Origin of the sequence: Prosthecobacter sp. (assembly GCF_020439865.1) — a bacterium.
In the GTDB taxonomy this organism is placed as follows: Bacteria; Verrucomicrobiota; Verrucomicrobiia; order Verrucomicrobiales; family Verrucomicrobiaceae; genus Prosthecobacter.
In genome coordinates this window covers 22,762-38,239 of sequence record NZ_JAGRPF010000189.1, presented here as the reverse complement: position 1 = coordinate 38,239, position 15,478 = coordinate 22,762, and the positions used below count along the sequence as shown (strand labels likewise).

The window sequence follows — 15,478 nt, the reverse complement described above, 5'->3', positions numbered from 1 at the left end:
TTTAAATTCACCGTCCGTCCGCCTTGCCGGGAATGCGCGGATCATGGGCGGGGTAGAAGAGCTTCTTTTCGCGATCAAAGTAGATCGCCTGACAGGCGCCGAAGCCTGAGCTGGGGGCCAGGTTGTGGCCCAGGGCTTCGACCTGTTTGAGCGTGCTTTCTCCGAAGGACTTTTCGATCTTCAGTTCGTCAGGGTTCCACTGGTGATGAAAACGCGGTTCAGCGAGCGCCTCGCTGGGAAGCATGCCGTCGTCGATAATGTGGGTGAGCAGCAGCAACGCCTGCGTGATGATGGTCGGGCCACCGGCGGCACCGGTGGCGATGACAGGCTGGCCGTCCTTAAGAACGATCGTGGGGCTCATGCTGGACAACGGGCGTTTGCCGGGGGCGACGGCGTTGGCTTCGGCGCCGATGAGTTTGAACGCATTTGGGACACCCGGCTGCACGGAGAAGTCGTCCATCTGATTGTTCATGAGCACTCCGGTTCCAGGGATGACCACTTTGCTGCCAAATCCCGTGTTGATCGTCTGATTGAGAGCCACCCAGTTGCCTTCGGCGTCAGCGGTGCAGAGGAATGTGGTATGCTTCCCGAAGATGTCGCCTTCCCAGTGTGGCGGCATGCCGTGACCGGATACGGTGGTGGTGTGGTCGAGGTCGATCTTTTTTGCCAGTTCGGCTGCATAAGCAGGATCGACAAGTCCGCGCGGCACCTTGGCGAAATCAGGATCGCCAAGCCAGTAGGCACGATCCGCGAAGGCAAGCTTCATCGCCTCCGTGATGACGTGGATGCGGCTGCTGGCGCGGAAGTGACGGATGGGGAAGTGTTCGACGATGTTGAGGATCTCGGCGACGTGCACACCTCCAGAGCTCGGCGGTGGCATGGTGATGAGATCATAGCCCCGATACTTGGAGCGGATCGCTTCGCGCTCGGGCGCCGTGTAGTTCGCGAAATCGGCGGCGGTGGTGATGCCGCCGTTTGCCATCATCCATTCCTCGGTTTTTTTGGCGAATTCGCCTTCGTAGAACCATTCGATGCCTTTTGCGGCTACAGCCCGATAAGTGGCGGCGAGGTCGGTTTGCACAAGCATCTGGCCTTTTCCAAGTGGTTTGCCGTCTTTGAGGAAAATGGCTGCCGATGACGGGAACTTGGCCAGTTTGGGTGTCGTGGCTGCGAGCTTGCGGGCATAGACATCATCCAGCGGGAAACCGTTTTCCGCGATCTCTGCGGCGGGGAGGAGCACGTCGGCGAGTTGGAGTTTGCCGTGTTTTTTCTGGGCGGCAGAGCAGGCTTTCAGGTAGCCCGGTACGCCCGAGGCCAGTGGTCCGGTTTTGCTCGCCTCTTCATCGACCTTGCCGTTGATCACATACATGTCGCGATGTGCCTTCGCCGGGGCCATCTCACGACCGTCGATGCAGGTGACGGCACCATCGGCGGCACGGATGACCAAAAAACACCCTCCGCCGATGCCTGAGTTGTGCCCGTCGACAACACCAAGTGTTAGACCCGCTGCGATCGCCGCATCGACTGCGTTTCCGCCCTTTGCGAAGGTCTGGAGACCTGCCTCGGTGGCTAGCGGGTGCACCGTGGCGATGGCGAATTTGGGAAACGAAGCGTCGGCGGCTCGCAGAGCAGAGGTGGCGAGCAGAACGAGCGCGATCAGTGCTTTCATGGCGGCGATGCTAGCCGGACACGTTTACGGCGTCGAATCAAAACGCCTCCTCGAAAAGATGGCTAGACGGGCTTTTTCAGGACTGCGATCCGCGTTTCCACCCCAGCCAGGCACGACGGTAGGTGAAAGCCATGGCCATGATCCCCGCGAAGAGCAAAATGGCACGCCCGGGCTCGGGTACGGGTAGCACGCTACTGGCCGCTTCCGCGGGCAGGGTGAATGATGGCTCCATGCCTGCCTCCGCCACCTCGACCGCAAGGATAGCGATGACACCGCAAACAAACCAGTAGCTAAAGGAACGTGTTATCACTGAATTATGTGATGGTTTACCAGACGTGGCTGGGTTTCGACAAGGTTTTTTTGGAGACAAAAGCGATGCATGTTGTTCATTATCAGCGATTCGCTTGGCATCGATTAGGTGTTTATCTGAGGATTCGGGTTCCTGCCTTCTCGCTTGCGAGTTCATCCCGTCTCCGCCATGACTACCGCCCCTCCATCCCGGCATTTCATCCATCATGTCCATCGTCAGTTCTCCTCGCGTCATTAACATAGGCTTGGCCGGTTTAGGCAATGTGGGGGCTGGCGTGTTCAAGAATCTCCAAAAGAATCGGGCGCTCATCACCCAACGCATCGGTGCGGAACTCTGCATTACCCGGGTGGCTGTTCGAGATCTGAAGCGCCCCCGTGATGTGGAGGTGCCGACCGGGATTCTGACCACGGACTGGAAGGAACTCGTCAATGATCCGACCATTCCCGTGATCGTCGAATTGATCGGAGGCACGACCACCGCCTACGACATGGTCGCCGCGGCACTGCGGGCCAAAAAAATCGTCGTCACAGGCAACAAGGCGCTGCTGGCCGAGAGTGGGAAGGAACTCTTCGCCCTGGCCGAGGAGTGCGGCGTGCCGATCTATTTCGAGGCGGCTGTCGCCGGCGGCATCCCGATCATCCAGGTGTTGCAGGAAGGTCTCGTCGGGAACCACATCCGTTCCATCCACGGCATCATCAACGGCACCTGCAACTACATCCTCACCCGCATGTCGCAGGCCGGGCTCAGTTATGAGGATGCTCTGCGTGAGGCGCAGGAAAAAGGCTACGCCGAGGCGGACCCGACGCTCGACGTGAGCGGCTGGGACGCGGCGCACAAGGCGATCATTCTTGCCTCGCTGAGCTACGGCTTCTGGATTCCGCAGGATAAGGTGCATGTGGAAGGCGTGGACCGCGTGAACATCACCGACTTCAAATTTGCCGCCCGTCTCGGTTACACGATCAAGCTGCTCTCCGTCATCCGTGCGGACGAAAACGGGCTCGTCGAAGTGCGCACGCAGCCCACACTTGTTCCCCTGTCCCATGTGCTGGCGAGCGTTGGTGGCGCCTTCAATGCAGTGCTGGTCAATGGGGATGTCGTTGGAGAAACGTTGTTCTATGGACGTGGTGCCGGTCAGGACCCGACCAGCAGCAGCGTGATCAGCGACTTGTGCGAAGCCGCCGCCGTGCTCATGCATGGTGCACGACACAGTGGCTTTGTGCCGCACGGCCTCTACGGCAAATCCAAGCCGGTGGAGGACACGGTCTCTCACTACTATCTGAGGCTGACTGTGGATGATGTTCCGGGTGTTCTTGCCCAGGTTGCCACCGCCCTTGGCGAACGTGGGATTGGCATTTCCTCGATGATTCAACCGGAAGATTTGGAAGACACCAGCGGCGAAACATCTTTGGTGCTCATGATTCATGACGCCCGTCTTGGGGACATGAAGCTGGCTCTCGCCGCCATCAGTCAGCTCAAGTGTGTGCGTGGGGAGCCGAGCTGGATGCGCGTCGAAACGCTGCAGGGCTGAAATCGGCGGATAAAAACGTTCTCTTGAATTTTGAAATGGAACCCGGCCTAAAAACGTGGGAGCGTGGGAGTCATGAAAATTGCGCTCTCGGACCTCGCCGTCCTCGTGGACGGTACTTTAAAAAACGGGGATCCTGGACTTGAGATCACGGGATTTGCGTCCTTGAAGGAAGCGTTTCCAGGGGACCTGAGCTTCTTCCATGACACCCGTTATAATGAGCGTCTCCTGGCCACCAAGGCCAGTGCGGTGCTGGTGCCGGCCGACTATGCTGAACTGCCTCCCCAGGCCGCCTATATTGCTGTGGAGGACCCTTCGCGCTCCTTTGAACTGATCGTTGAGACATATGGATTCCAGCCGGAGCCGTTTGCCGCCGGGATACATCCCACCGCGACCATTGCCGCCTCGGTCAAACTCGATCCCGAACGCGTGTCCGTCGGTCCGCATGCGGTAATCGAGGCTGGAGTGGAGCTCGGAACCGAGGTGACCATTGGCGCAGGTTGCTTCGTCGGGCGGAATGTGAGCATCGGTGACGGTTCCAAGATGTTTGCCAACAGCACCGTGCATGCTGAGTGCATCCTCGCCAGCGGAGTCATTCTGCATTCCGGTGTGGTCATTGGCGCGGACGGATTTGGGTATGAGTTCAGTCAGGGACGCCATCGTAAAGTCCGTCAGGCAGGCATTGTTCAGATCGACAAGGATGTGGAAATCGGCGCCGGTTCGACTGTGGATCGTGCGCGTTTTGGCCGCACATGGATTGGCGAAGGCTCCAAAATCGACAACCTCGTTCAAATCGGCCACAACGTCGTGATCGGCAAACACTGCATCGTGGTGGCCTGCACCGCCATCGCCGGCAGTGCGGTCATTGGCGACTACGTGGTCATAGCGGCGCAGGTGGGTATCGCAGGTCATGTGAATGTCGGTTCGCAGAGCACTCTGGCCGCTCGTTGTGGCGTCACGCGTGATCTTCCGGCCGGTCAGACGTATCTCGGTTTTCCGGCCATTCCTGCGGGGCAGGAAAAACGCCGTCTCGCCAATGTGAACCGCCTGCCGCAGCTGCTGGCACGGGTGAAAGAACTCGAAGCGCAGATCGGCAAAGAGGCCTCTTGAAAGCAAAGGCCGTTTACCAGAAGCCCCACTGCTGCGTGTTCATCACGTAGAGTCCCAGCGCCAGATTGCCAACGGCGTGCATGAACACACAGGCTCCTAGGCTCTTCGAGCGCACGGCCAGAAAATACACCAGCGATCCCCACACGAACGCGCCGACATAGTCCTCTGTGTTGTGAATCAGCATCACTGCCACGGTGACAATCCAGAACACTTTCCGGCGGTGTGTTCCGAATGCGACTCGTTCGAAGCGGCCGTCTTCTGTGAGAAGGAAACGCATCAAGAAACCGCGCCAGAACAGTTCTTCCACAAACGGCACCACCAGCACCATGCGTGCAAAACGCATGACAACGACGGCGCCGAACAACCAAGAGGAGTCTTTCGCGATGGTCGGGTCGAATCCTTCATTGCGCTCCGCCAGCCCGAGCCAGTCCCACCAGGACGCAGGCGCATGGCCGTTCTGGATCAGACTGTCCCGCAGCAGCGACGGAGCGATCCAGACAAGAATCCCAACGATCCCAAGTGCGAAGGCAAGGCCCAGCCCACGCCAAGGCTTGAAGGTATAGTGCTTGCGAAACAGGATGAGCACCATCGCGCAGAGCACGGTTTGCAGCGGATACACCCAGTGCTCCGGAGCACGCACGTGCCATGGCAGCTCGGAATTCTCGATGCGGAATAGGCCCGGGACGGAGTTCAGGAGAGTGAACAGAACCAGTGGCAGCACGTGCGCAGCTGTGGGGGAGGCGAGCAGACGCGCAATCATGCGTAAAGCGGGTTACGGCAACGCCAGTTCCTTTGCGCGCTGCGGGTTCAGCAACCACTTTGAGCAACTGCGCAGATAGCCGCGGCTCCAAGCGGACATTGTTGTGGCTCCCGTGGCCATCAACGCCAGCGTACGTGATGAAATCGCCTCCATCATGTTGCTGAATCGTCCGGGATAATCTGTCTTCAGCTGCATGCCGCGTTCGTAGAAGGCCACAATGCGTCCGTCATAGAAATAGGCAATCAGTTCATGCCATGCCTCATGCCATGCGCGCTGGCGCTTCTCATAACGTCCCAGTTCCTTAGTCAGACTGTCAGGATGATCGAGCAACGAGGCGCCATGCTTGGCAAAGATGGCGCTGAGCGATTCCGCAGCATCGAGAGCGAGAAACACGCCGGGGGAGAGCATCGGATCGACAAAACCGAACGCATCGCCAATCGAAACCCAGCCCGAACCATGCGCACGGTCGGAGAGGAGCTGGTAGTTGGTATAAGTGTATGCATCGCTGACTCGCTGGCGGTTTGCCGCGAGCGGAGCCAGCACGCTGTCGGTCGCCAGGACTTTGTCGAGGCGCTCTTCGCCGTTCGCGCCGAAATCCGGAAGCGACTTCGGGTTCATCACGATGCCGAACGACATTCGATCTCGCAAAGGAATGCGCCAGCTCCAGCCCCATTCGTGAAACATGACGGCGATCTGACCCTGAGGATACGGATGTTCGATGCCAGCGAAATGTGCGAAGTGCGCGGTGTCTCTGCGCGGTCCCATTTCGGCCTTGATGCCGAGCAGCTTTGCAGAAGTGCGTGAGCGTCCGCTCGCATCGACGACGAGCGCGGGCTTGTCGCCATCACGCCAGCCGCCTGCTTCGAGTGCAGTGGCATCAAGTTCCAGCTCCGGTTTGCCGCCGGGATGTGCCACCAAGTTTGCGCGATGCTTTACAAACTTCACGCCGAGCTCTTTCGCGTATTCTTTGATCACATCGTCAAACTCAGGCCTCGGCACGTTGTAGGCGTAAGTCGGCAGGTGGCCTTTGACGGACATGAAATTGAAATCCATTCGCGTGCCGCAGTGGTGCACGAAGCTGGCACCAGGCTTGTGCTGCGCGATGGCCGCCACGCGGTCCTCGATGCCCATGCGTTGTAAAATCGCCACGATGGCCGGGATCAGCGATTCGCCCACGAGCAGAGCAGGGCGCTTTTCATCATCGAAAACGACGGACTGAATGCCTTGGCGGGCCAGCAGGGCGGCCAGGGCGCTGCCTGCCGGGCCGGCGCCTAGGATGGCGATTCGTGGGGATCGTTTCATGGGGGCTTCAGTAGCGTCGGAGCTTGCCGCTCGCAGTCAGCGGCAGTTCGGAAACAAACGTGTAGAACAAGGGCACTTTGTAGGCGGAGAGGCGTCCCTGGCAAAGCTTTCTTAATTCGAGCGCTGTCGGTGGAGATGCCGCATTTTGCGGGATGATTTCCGCCGAGGGCATGGCACCCAGCGCGGGATGTGTTTTGGCGGTGACACGTGCTGCTTTCACCTCTGGATGGGTGCACAAAACGGCCTCAACCTCCTCGGGGAAACACTTGAGGCCGCCAACATTGATCACGCTGCGGACGCGACCGCGCAGATAGAGACATCCGTCCTCGTCCATTTCGGCGATGTCACCGGTGGCGAACCAGCCGTTGCGCAACACGGTCTCACGCGGCTGCCACGGGGTTAGATAGGCATCGAAAACACCCGGACCACGCAGCAGGAGTTCGCCGTCATCGAGTCTGATCTGGAACGCCTTCAACGGCTGGCCGATGGAAGTCGGCTTGTCCTCCGCATGCTCCAAATTCAGAATCGGCAGACCGGCTTCAATGATGCCCATGCCCTGGGTGAGGTACAGTCCCGTTTTGTCGGCGAAAAGTTCGGCCACCTCCATCGTCAATGCGAACGCCGTAGACACTGCGAGCCGCAATGAGCCAAGTGCGGACGCATCCGGCTGTCCGGAGAGCATCGTGTAATGATAAGGGGATCCATACATCACGGTTGCACCGTGCTCGCGAGCCATCTCAATCATCACCTTCGGGTCGCTCGCCGGTGCGAGGATCGTCGTGGCGCCGTGGTAGAGATAAAGCACGATGGAAACGGCAAAGTGATGCGCCATCGGCAGCACCCACAGCACGCGATCTTGTGCTCCAATCCTCAGGCCTTCGTTTGCCGCCGTGATGCGCGCCAGCAGCGTCTCATGTGAAATGACGATGCCCTTCGATGCGCCGGTTGTGCCGCTGCTGAAGCGGATGAACGCCGGATTCAGGGCTTCGAGCGCCGCTTCATCGAACGCGGGCGGCGAATCATGCGTCACTGGCTCGATCCGAAAGTCCTCGGCACTTTTGGCAAACACGATGGCATCCAGCGCCGTCGACTTTGTGAGTTGTGCGCGTTCGTCGGCAGTCAGTTCGGCGGGAATCGGCACAAAGCAGGCGTCCTGCTTCAGAATGGACAGCGCCACGACGATGTAGTCCGCGCCACTTGGTGCATCGAGGCCGATGCGCGGGCGGTTTTTCTTTGGCCATGCTGAATCCGCACTCATGCGTGCCGCAAAGGTGTTCATGCGTGATTCCAGCTCGCCAAATGTGAGTCTGAGCTCCGTGCTGATCACTGCATTGGCGGCGGCTGTGGCGCGTTGAAAGATGAGTTCGACGATGTTCACGCTTCTAGATCGCTTAAAACCTGCCGCACCTGATGCGCAAGGGCTGCGGTGTTTGGTTCAATGCTTGCGGCGGCGATTCCTGCGGCCTGTCCGGTCGCCAGGGCTGTTCCCATGACGCGGATGCTTGCCTTAGCGCGATGCGTGGCGGAAAGGCAGCGTCCGGCGACGAACACATTCTGCAAATCACGCGCACGCAGACAGCCGAGCGGGATGCCGCAGGCTTTTGGCTCACGCGGATAAAGCAACCGCGGCCCGCGGGCTGTTTCTCGCAGTTCAATCGGCCACGTCGCATTCGCCACGGCTTGTTCGTCACGGCGGCTCTCGAGGATGTCTTCTTCGGTCAGAACCCTTTCACCGATCCAGCTCCGGCTTTCGCGAATGCCCGCACGCACCGGCAGCGTGGTGATGCGAGCGTTGGCGAATCCGTCGAGTGAAGCCCGCAAATGATCGACAATTGCGAAGGTTACTTCACGTCCCTGCATCTCAATCCAGGTCAAGCTGCGTGCATCGGTGGAGTCAAAGGCGCATTCCGGTGAATCGCCAGGAAGGTCGAGTGTGAGGAAGATTTCGTTCAAAGCACCGCTTCTGCGGAAATGCGCTCCCGCGGCTTCCGGTGGCAGCTTCTTCTCTTGAATGGCCTTCGCAATCGTTCCAGCGACTTTCAACGGTTCATCTCCGCCCAGGGCTTCGGCCGCGACGTTGTTGATGCCGACGATGTAGGCCGGGCGCTGCATTTCCTTCGACGGTGGATGCTCCCAGGGATGTTTGGCCAGCACCGCCAGCATCGCATCACCGCTGGCATCGACGATGGAACGCGGATGAAGGTTCCACGAAGCACCACGGCAATGCAGCGTGACTTCGGTGATGCGGCCGGACTCGACGACGGTCGCAACAATCTCGGTGTGCAGCAATACCTTCAAATTCACCTGCTTGGTGCACCATTGATCGTAAAACAAAGCGAGGCGCTGCGGCTGGTGCATCAACACATCGACCTTTCCCATACGCAGCGGGTCATGAGCGATGCCTTGAGCGAGCAGTTCACGTTCCAGCTCCGCTGGCAGGCCGGGATTGGCCACGCGTGGTGCTGAATCGGGTGCCGGCGGCAGTTCATACAAACCGCAAAACGAATGCACGAGCGATGCCGTGCCCGCGCCGCCGAGGAAACCGTGGCGTTCGACCAGCAGCGTGTCCGCGCCTTGACGCGCCGCGGCTATTGCCGCCGCCACGCCTGCGCTGCCACCACCGATGACAAGAACGTCCGGATTCATGGCCGCATCATTCACCGAGAAGATCAGAACGCCAGCGTTCCCGCATCAGATCAGCCTCTGAATCACTCAAACAGGAATCGAGATAACTCGCGGTCACGGTGAGCTGATCGCGGCATTCGGAGACAAACAGGCCGCTGCCGGGCGGTGCGCACAGCGTGGGCATGTGAATGGCATTTACAATCTCTCCGCCGCAGAAGGTGGTCATGCCTTCGCCAAAGCTGCCGGTGTAGGCGTGGTAGAACGACGCGATCTCGCCGTGCTGGCCGAGACGCACCATGTCGAGCATCAGTTTGCCCGGCATGCGGCGCATCAGAAGCTGCATGGCGTCGAAGGACAGGTGGCGCTTCAATTTCAAATGCTCCATGTGCTGCTTCATGAGCGCCTTGCTGGCCGTGCCGAGATCGGCGAGGTCGCTTTCCTTCAGGATGAAGAAGAACATCGCCATGTGATTTTGAAACACGGCGGCTTTGCCATTCGCATCTTTCGGCCGCTGCTGCACCGGCATGGGCACCGCATACGAGAGTTTATGCTGGCCTCGGGAATGAAATACCGCCTGATGGCAGCGTGCGGCGAGCGCGGCGTAGAAAAAGGTGCGCATCATGTCCCCGCCGATCTTGCCGAGCGTGACTTTGATTTTCGCCGTCTCCTCGGGTGAAAACGTCTCCCAAAAACAGCAGCGACGACCTGCAACGAGCCTGCCCTTGCTCGCGGATACAAACGGCTCGGCGCCCAGCGTGATGAGATGCCGGCCACAGGCCTCGCTTTCCTGAAACAACTTCCACCATGGACGTTCGTCGGTGATGACCGGCTGCTGCGGTGAAACGGCCTGTGGATCGAGCCACAGCTCGTTCATGTGCTTGAACAGCAGCTCCACACCCGTGCCGTCGAGCAGCAGATGCGACCAGTTCATCACGATGGACCACGATTGACCGCCGGTGCGCACCACATCGAACCGAATGTGCGGCGGGCCGAGCGAGATACGCCGGTGTCCTTGCATGCGTTGCGTGCGCAATTCGGAGATCGACTCGATTTCGGAGGCTTCGGGGCCGTCCACACCGCGAACGCGATGAAACTCGATCGGGATCGGGCTCGCATCATTCGAGCACTCCCAATACGGCACCGCGAAGAGGCCGTCTTTGCGCAGCGTCGCATGCAGCAGCGGCATGCGCTTGGGCAGTTCGGCGGCCAGCCAGCGCAGGCGTGATTCATCCGGCTGTCCGGTGACATCGAGCTGGCTAAGCGCATCGAGACCGCGCCCGTCGGCAGCGCGCGAGAGATGATCCAGCGCGACCACGAATCCATCCGTGCCGGTGATGGGGAACTGCGAAGTGGCGGTGCTCATGCGGCCTTTCCATTCACCAAAGCCGCGAGCGTGCTCCCGTTGCGAAAATTCGCCCGGCTGAGCTCCGTCGGTTCCACCTTTTTGGAGAATCGTTCTTCGAGAAACATGACGAGCTGCATCACGCCCATCGAATCCAGACCCGACTCGAAGAAATCCGCCTCCGCGCCAAAATCTGCCGGCAGATCGGGCAGGACGGTTTCGCGCACGAGTTCGATGATCGTGTTCGGGGAGATATCGGCGGTGGCGGACATGCGCGCTTTTTATGCACGCAGGCGGCAGGAGACGCAAATGCTCTGAGCGGCTACTTCGCCGCGGCCGCCAGCGCCTCGGCGTCTCCCTGCTGTTGCAGCCATGAGACGAGCCGGGCTTTGAGAGCGGCGATGCGCGGGGCGTTGTCCGGATCGGCGGCCAGATTGGTCAGCTCGTAGGGATCGGCGGTGGTGTCGTAGAGTTCCCAGCGCGGATGGTTTTCAATGGTGGCGATGAGTTTGGCCGCGGCAGGATCGGTCTTCGCCTTTTCAAGCCAGGAGCCATAGACCTGGCCGTGGCTTCCGGGAACATCCATGACCTTGGTGAAGTGCGTGGTCCAGCGGTTCTCAGGCAGAAGATTGAGCACGAGTTTAAAGCGTGAGTCGCGCACGCAGCGCTGCGGGAAGACGTTCATGTCGCCGTCGCGTGTGTGGGTGGCAAAGATGAACTCCTGATGCGTAGCGCTTTTGCCCTGAATCACGTCGAGGAAGCTGCTGCCGCCGATGTCCTCGGGAGGTTTGCCACCGGCGACGTCGATGAAGGTGGGCAGGACGTCGGTGAACGAAATCAGCGCATCGCTGGTGCTGCCGGGCTTCACCTGTCCCGGCCAGCGCACGATGAAGGGCGCCCGCAGGCCGGTGTCATAGACGGTCCATTTGCAGTGCGGCCATTCGGCGCCCTGGTCGGAAGTGTAGATGAACAGCGTGTTCGGCTCCATGCCGTGTGATTTGAGCGACGCCAGCACCTCGCCGACTCGTTTGTCCACGGTGGTGATGTCCTGGAAGTAGTTTGCGAATGCCTGACGCGTGATCGGTGTGTCCACGAGGATCGGCGGCAGCGGCAGTGTGGCAGGATCGTAGATCTTGTTTTTCTCCCAGACCACGTGGGGACCGCTGTCGGCCAGCACGAGGCAAAGCGGCTGCTCAGGATGTTCGGCCATGTGGCTGGCGAGAAACGCGTCGACCTTTTGGGTGTCGAGACCTTCCATGCGGTAGCGGCGTGCAATGGTGGGATCCTTGGGCAGCGTGGCCTGAAGCATCTCAAAAGGAAACACCTCCTTGGGGCCGACATGGCTTTTGTTCGCGAGCACCACGCGATAGCCGAGTGCGGAGAGGTAATGCGGCAGCGATTTGAGGCCGGGCTTGCACTGCGTATGGTTGCCCATCGCGCCGTTGCGGAAGGAGTGAAGACCCGTGTAGAGAATGGATCGCGAGGGCGCGCAGGTGGGCGATCCGGCAAAGACGTTGGTGAAGCGCATCCCCTGCGTCGCGAGCGCATCGATGTTCGGCGTACGAACTGCCTTGTTGCCGTAACAGCCGGTGAACTCAGCGCTGTGATCGTCCGAAAGGAACATCACGATGTGCGGTCTCGTGGCCGCGCTGGTAACAGAGACCAGCAGGAGATTCAGGAAGAGGAAACAGCGTGCGAGTGTCATGACCGAGCGAAAACGTTCCGCAGGCGCCGTTCCATCACGCGAAGCTCACCGATATTCGTGGCCCAGATTGTCGTCGGTGATGATCTGGGCATCGCCCCAGGCGGTCTGCATGGTTTCACGGCGGCACCAGTGCGACATGTTACCGGGCACGGGAAGGGTCTCACCGTTCAGGAAATCAACGACGCCTTCGATTTGGTCGGCGTTGATGACTGGCTGGTCATCGATGCGATAATCGGCGAGGATTTTCTGCCAGTGGTCGCGATTTGGCTCGAGCGGTGCGTTGCTGGCGAGGCAGTGGTTCATGATCATCAGCGTGTGTGGAAAGACCTCCATGCCGGTGCGTGCGGCGCGCGGTGACTCGGTGCAGTTCCAGAACGCGATGCCGTCGGGCGTGAGGTGGGCTTTGATCTCGGTCAAAAATTCGCGGGAGAGCAGCGCGGACGCGAACTCGCGCCAGTGATGCGTAGTGTTCATCACGATGGCGTCGAAGCGAGCATCAGGATGATGTCGCAGCCAGCGGCGGCCGTCGTCGATGACGAGCTCGAGCTTCGAATTGGTGAGCAGGCTGGCGACTTCGGGGCGCGAACGGATGAGGTCGAGGTAGCCGTGGCTGAGTTCGACAGCGGTGACGTGCTTCACCTGCGGATGGTTGACGAGGATCTGCGTCCACGAACCACTGGCGACGCCGATGACGAGCACGTTTTCGATGCGGTCGCGGACGGCGGAGAGGAAGTAAGGCCGCACGAGCCATGATTTCGGTTCCAGCTTCGTGCCGATCATGCCGTCGTAGGCGCCGTTACCATAAACGGCGTTGCTGGTGTCCACCGTAATGACGCCATGCCGTGACTCGATGACCTGCGCGAATCGCATGCCGTGTTTGAACTCGTGCTTGTATTGCAGGCGTTCGTAGAAGCCTTGAAAGCTGACGAGCATGATGACCATCACGCAAAGCGGCTGCCACCGCTGACGATGTGGCATTCGGAACCGGCCAATCGACTCGGCCCACAACCACGAAACGAGCAGCAACATCACGCTGAGAACCTGCAGGCTCATCCATTCCATGAACAGGAAACCCGTGAGCAGGCTGCCAGCGCCGGAGCCGATGATGTTGGCGAGATACAAAAGCGAAAGCTGGCTGCCGGTGTTTTTGTCAGGTGGAATGGCTGCGTGGCAGAGCAGGGGGAAGGTGAGTCCGATGAGCACGCCGGCCGCGATGACGAAGAAGTAGCCGAGCTCCCAAAACAGGTTCGAAGCAACGAGGGCCGTGAGCGGAGCGATGAGAAACCCAGCGATGCTCGAATAAAGCACCCAGCGGGCGAGTTTTGAACGCAGATCACCTTCCTGATGCAGCAATCGCGGGCTGAGCAACGAACCGATCGCGAGGCCGAGCAGGTAGCTGCCGAGCATGAAGCCGAAGGCCGGCGCACGTGAAGCACTCGCGAAATTGAAGACGCGGGACCACACGATTTCCCACGAGAGGGCGATAAAGCCCGAGAGTGCGGACCACAGCAAGGCGGTGTGGAAAAGAATTTCAGGTCGGTGTTTTGAAACTTGGATTGAAGCGGGCTGATCCACCGCTTGAGGCGGTTTTCGAAGGGCCGCCATCACAATCGTTGCCGCCAGCGCATTCAAACTGGCCGCGATGCGCACGGTGCCGCCCATGCCGAAGCCGCCGAGAAGCCGGTGTGCGGCGATGAACGCGCCGAGCGCGGCTCCGAGCGTGTTCACGAAGTAGAGGCGGCTCACGCTTTCGCCGACATGCGCGGTGTCGCGCACCTGATGCGCGACGAGCATCGGCAACGTGGCTCCCATGAGCAGCGTTGGCAGGAAAACGAGCAGGAAGACCAGCGCGCCGGTGGTGAATCCATGTGCCTGCGCAGAAGTGATCGCTCCGACGGCATCGAACAATTTGAGCGAGACAAGGCCGTAAGCACCGACGCCGAGTTCGGTGAGGCCGAAGAGCAGCACGAGCGGTGCGCGTGTCGATTTGGAAATCCAGCCGCCGAAGAGGCTGCCGATGCCGAGTCCCGCGAGGAAGGCCGCCACCACCATCGCCACGGATTCGACGTTGCTGCCGTAGATCGTGAGCAACGCACGCTGCCACACGAGCTGGTAGATCAGCGCCGAGATACCGGAGAGGATGAAAACGCCATGCAGAATGATGGCGTGGAGGCGGCGTGACATGGGATCACTCGAAGCCGTTCGCGCGCAGGAACTTCAGGCTGTTCGGGATCTGGTCCATCGACGTCGAAGATTCGTCCTCGATGAAGTAATGCCGGATGCCGTTCTTGCGCGCTGCGGCGAGGATTGTGGTCCAGTCCATCTGGCCCGTGCCCAGTGCCACATCGTTCTCGACATCGGTCTTGCCGGTCAGGAAGCCGGTGGCCACGCCCTTCTTCAAATCCTTGAGATGCATCAGTTTCCAGCGACCGCTGTATTTCTCCAGCAGCTTCGCGGGGTCCTGGCCGGGGAAGACGATCCAGAGCACGTCCATCTGCACGGAGACAAACTCCGGCTTCGTCTCCTGCATGAAGAGATCGAACAGCGTGCCCTCGCCGAACGGCTCAAACTCGAAGCCATGCGCGTGGTAGAACATCGTGATGCCCTCCTTCGCCAGCGCCTCGCCCGCCTTGTTGAAGACCGCCGCCGCCTCGCGGCACTCCGTCTCGTCAAAGGCATCCTTGTGGTTGATCCATGCGCAGCCGGCGTATTGCAGGCCCAGCGTCTTTGCTTCCTTCACCACGTTGTCGAGATCGTTCTTGTAGCGGTCATACGGGAAGTGGCTGCTCACCGGCTTCAGGCCGCGCTTGTCGAGCTCCGCCTTGAACTGCTCCGCTGTGAGATCATGCGTGCCCGCCAGCTCCACCTCCTTGATGCCGAATTCCTTCACCCGGTCCAGCGTCCACGCCACGCCGCGCAGCTTGAACTGGCTGCGCAGGCTGTAGAGTTGCAGACCTGCGGCATTGGGAGCATCGGCGGCAAAGATGGGAGCTGCGAGCGCAAGGGCGAGGAAAAGGGACGTAAGTCTCATGGGGGAGGAGCCAGCATCTTGTGATGAAGCACCGGGAGATGCGAGGGATTTCTGCTCGCCAGAAGACGAGACCTTACCGATGGTATTGTAGCTGATGAG

At 60.0% G+C, this 15,478-nt stretch carries 13 protein-coding genes; 2 read left to right on the top strand and 11 right to left on the bottom strand.

The genetic code is table 11. The features are described from left to right. Nucleotides 1-7 precede the first annotated feature (7 nt). Nucleotides 8-1,669, bottom strand: a complete 1,662-nt coding sequence (gene ggt, locus KDL09_RS21100) for a gamma-glutamyltransferase (protein ID WP_294389503.1) — start codon at nucleotides 1,667-1,669, stop codon at nucleotides 8-10. A 76-nt stretch (nucleotides 1,670-1,745) separates the two neighbouring features. Beyond that, nucleotides 1,746-2,261 carry a PEP-CTERM sorting domain-containing protein gene (locus tag KDL09_RS21095; RefSeq protein WP_294389501.1) on the bottom strand — a complete coding sequence of 172 codons (516 nt, stop codon included), beginning with the start codon at nucleotides 2,259-2,261 and terminating at the stop codon, nucleotides 1,746-1,748. Here KDL09_RS21095 and KDL09_RS21090 point away from each other — a divergent pair. Together KDL09_RS21090 and lpxD are read left to right on the top strand one after the other, a co-directional pair. Further along, the gene (locus KDL09_RS21090) at nucleotides 2,254-3,507 is read left to right on the top strand and encodes a homoserine dehydrogenase (RefSeq protein ID WP_294389499.1); all 1,254 of its coding nucleotides are present in this window, start codon (nucleotides 2,254-2,256) and stop codon (nucleotides 3,505-3,507) included. The two genes, KDL09_RS21095 and KDL09_RS21090, sit on opposite strands and share 8 nt — an antisense overlap. Before the next feature lie 72 nt (nucleotides 3,508-3,579). Further along, complete coding sequence (gene lpxD, locus KDL09_RS21085; RefSeq protein WP_294389497.1) at nucleotides 3,580-4,614, top strand: UDP-3-O-(3-hydroxymyristoyl)glucosamine N-acyltransferase; 1,035 nt, start codon at nucleotides 3,580-3,582, stop codon at nucleotides 4,612-4,614. A gap of 13 nt (nucleotides 4,615-4,627) precedes the next feature. Here the strand turns inward: lpxD and KDL09_RS21080 are convergent, their stop codons facing one another. Genes KDL09_RS21080 through KDL09_RS21040 form a run of 9 tightly spaced genes read right to left on the bottom strand, consistent with a single transcriptional unit; the run spans nucleotide 4,628 to nucleotide 15,379 of the window. Further along, nucleotides 4,628-5,374 carry a CAAX prenyl protease-related protein gene (locus KDL09_RS21080; protein WP_294389495.1) on the bottom strand — a complete coding sequence of 249 codons (747 nt, stop codon included), beginning with the start codon at nucleotides 5,372-5,374 and terminating at the stop codon, nucleotides 4,628-4,630. Nucleotides 5,375-5,386: 12 nt separating this feature from the next. Beyond that, nucleotides 5,387-6,676 (bottom strand): tryptophan 7-halogenase, encoded by a 1,290-nt coding sequence (locus tag KDL09_RS21075; protein WP_294389493.1) that lies wholly within the window; start codon nucleotides 6,674-6,676, stop codon nucleotides 5,387-5,389. Between the two features lie 7 nt (nucleotides 6,677-6,683). Further along, complete coding sequence (locus KDL09_RS21070; RefSeq protein ID WP_294389490.1) at nucleotides 6,684-8,054, bottom strand: AMP-binding protein; 1,371 nt, start codon at nucleotides 8,052-8,054, stop codon at nucleotides 6,684-6,686. Next, nucleotides 8,051-9,322 (bottom strand): FAD-dependent oxidoreductase, encoded by a 1,272-nt coding sequence (locus tag KDL09_RS21065; RefSeq protein ID WP_294389488.1) that lies wholly within the window; start codon nucleotides 9,320-9,322, stop codon nucleotides 8,051-8,053. The genes KDL09_RS21070 and KDL09_RS21065 overlap by 4 nt, the downstream gene beginning before the upstream one ends. A 7-nt stretch (nucleotides 9,323-9,329) precedes the next feature. Next, a complete protein-coding gene (locus KDL09_RS21060; protein ID WP_294389486.1) occupies nucleotides 9,330-10,664 on the bottom strand; it encodes a hypothetical protein in 1,335 nt (444 codons plus the stop codon). Beyond that, nucleotides 10,661-10,915, bottom strand: a complete 255-nt coding sequence (locus KDL09_RS21055; RefSeq protein WP_294389485.1) for an acyl carrier protein — start codon at nucleotides 10,913-10,915, stop codon at nucleotides 10,661-10,663. The genes KDL09_RS21060 and KDL09_RS21055 overlap by 4 nt, the downstream gene beginning before the upstream one ends. Nucleotides 10,916-10,965: 50 nt before the next feature. Further along, on the bottom strand, nucleotides 10,966-12,348 hold the full coding sequence (locus KDL09_RS21050; protein ID WP_294389482.1) for a sulfatase: 1,383 nt from the start codon (nucleotides 12,346-12,348) through the stop codon (nucleotides 10,966-10,968). Nucleotides 12,349-12,393: 45 nt separating this feature from the next. Continuing rightward, nucleotides 12,394-14,532 (bottom strand): fused MFS/spermidine synthase, encoded by a 2,139-nt coding sequence (locus KDL09_RS21045; RefSeq protein ID WP_294389479.1) that lies wholly within the window; start codon nucleotides 14,530-14,532, stop codon nucleotides 12,394-12,396. Nucleotides 14,533-14,536: 4 nt separating this feature from the next. Next, a complete protein-coding gene (locus tag KDL09_RS21040) occupies nucleotides 14,537-15,379 on the bottom strand; it encodes a sugar phosphate isomerase/epimerase (protein WP_294389478.1) in 843 nt (280 codons plus the stop codon). Between the last annotated feature and the right edge of the window lie 99 nt (nucleotides 15,380-15,478).

What these genes read in the sequence shown, in the direction of transcription:
- ggt (WP_294389503.1), bottom strand. Translation starts at nt 1,669, where the DNA reads ATGAAAGCACTGATCGCGCTCGTTCTGCTCGCCACCTCTGCTCTGCGA.
- lpxD (WP_294389497.1), top strand. Translation starts at nt 3,580, where the DNA reads ATGAAAATTGCGCTCTCGGACCTCGCCGTCCTCGTGGACGGTACTTTA.
- KDL09_RS21080 (WP_294389495.1), bottom strand. Translation starts at nt 5,374, where the DNA reads ATGATTGCGCGTCTGCTCGCCTCCCCCACAGCTGCGCACGTGCTGCCA.
- KDL09_RS21075 (WP_294389493.1), bottom strand. Translation starts at nt 6,676, where the DNA reads ATGAAACGATCCCCACGAATCGCCATCCTAGGCGCCGGCCCGGCAGGC.
- KDL09_RS21065 (WP_294389488.1), bottom strand. Translation starts at nt 9,322, where the DNA reads ATGAATCCGGACGTTCTTGTCATCGGTGGTGGCAGCGCAGGCGTGGCG.
- KDL09_RS21060 (WP_294389486.1), bottom strand. Translation starts at nt 10,664, where the DNA reads ATGAGCACCGCCACTTCGCAGTTCCCCATCACCGGCACGGATGGATTC.
- KDL09_RS21055 (WP_294389485.1), bottom strand. Translation starts at nt 10,915, where the DNA reads ATGTCCGCCACCGCCGATATCTCCCCGAACACGATCATCGAACTCGTG.
- KDL09_RS21050 (WP_294389482.1), bottom strand. Translation starts at nt 12,348, where the DNA reads ATGACACTCGCACGCTGTTTCCTCTTCCTGAATCTCCTGCTGGTCTCT.
- KDL09_RS21045 (WP_294389479.1), bottom strand. Translation starts at nt 14,532, where the DNA reads ATGTCACGCCGCCTCCACGCCATCATTCTGCATGGCGTTTTCATCCTC.
- KDL09_RS21040 (WP_294389478.1), bottom strand. Translation starts at nt 15,379, where the DNA reads ATGAGACTTACGTCCCTTTTCCTCGCCCTTGCGCTCGCAGCTCCCATC.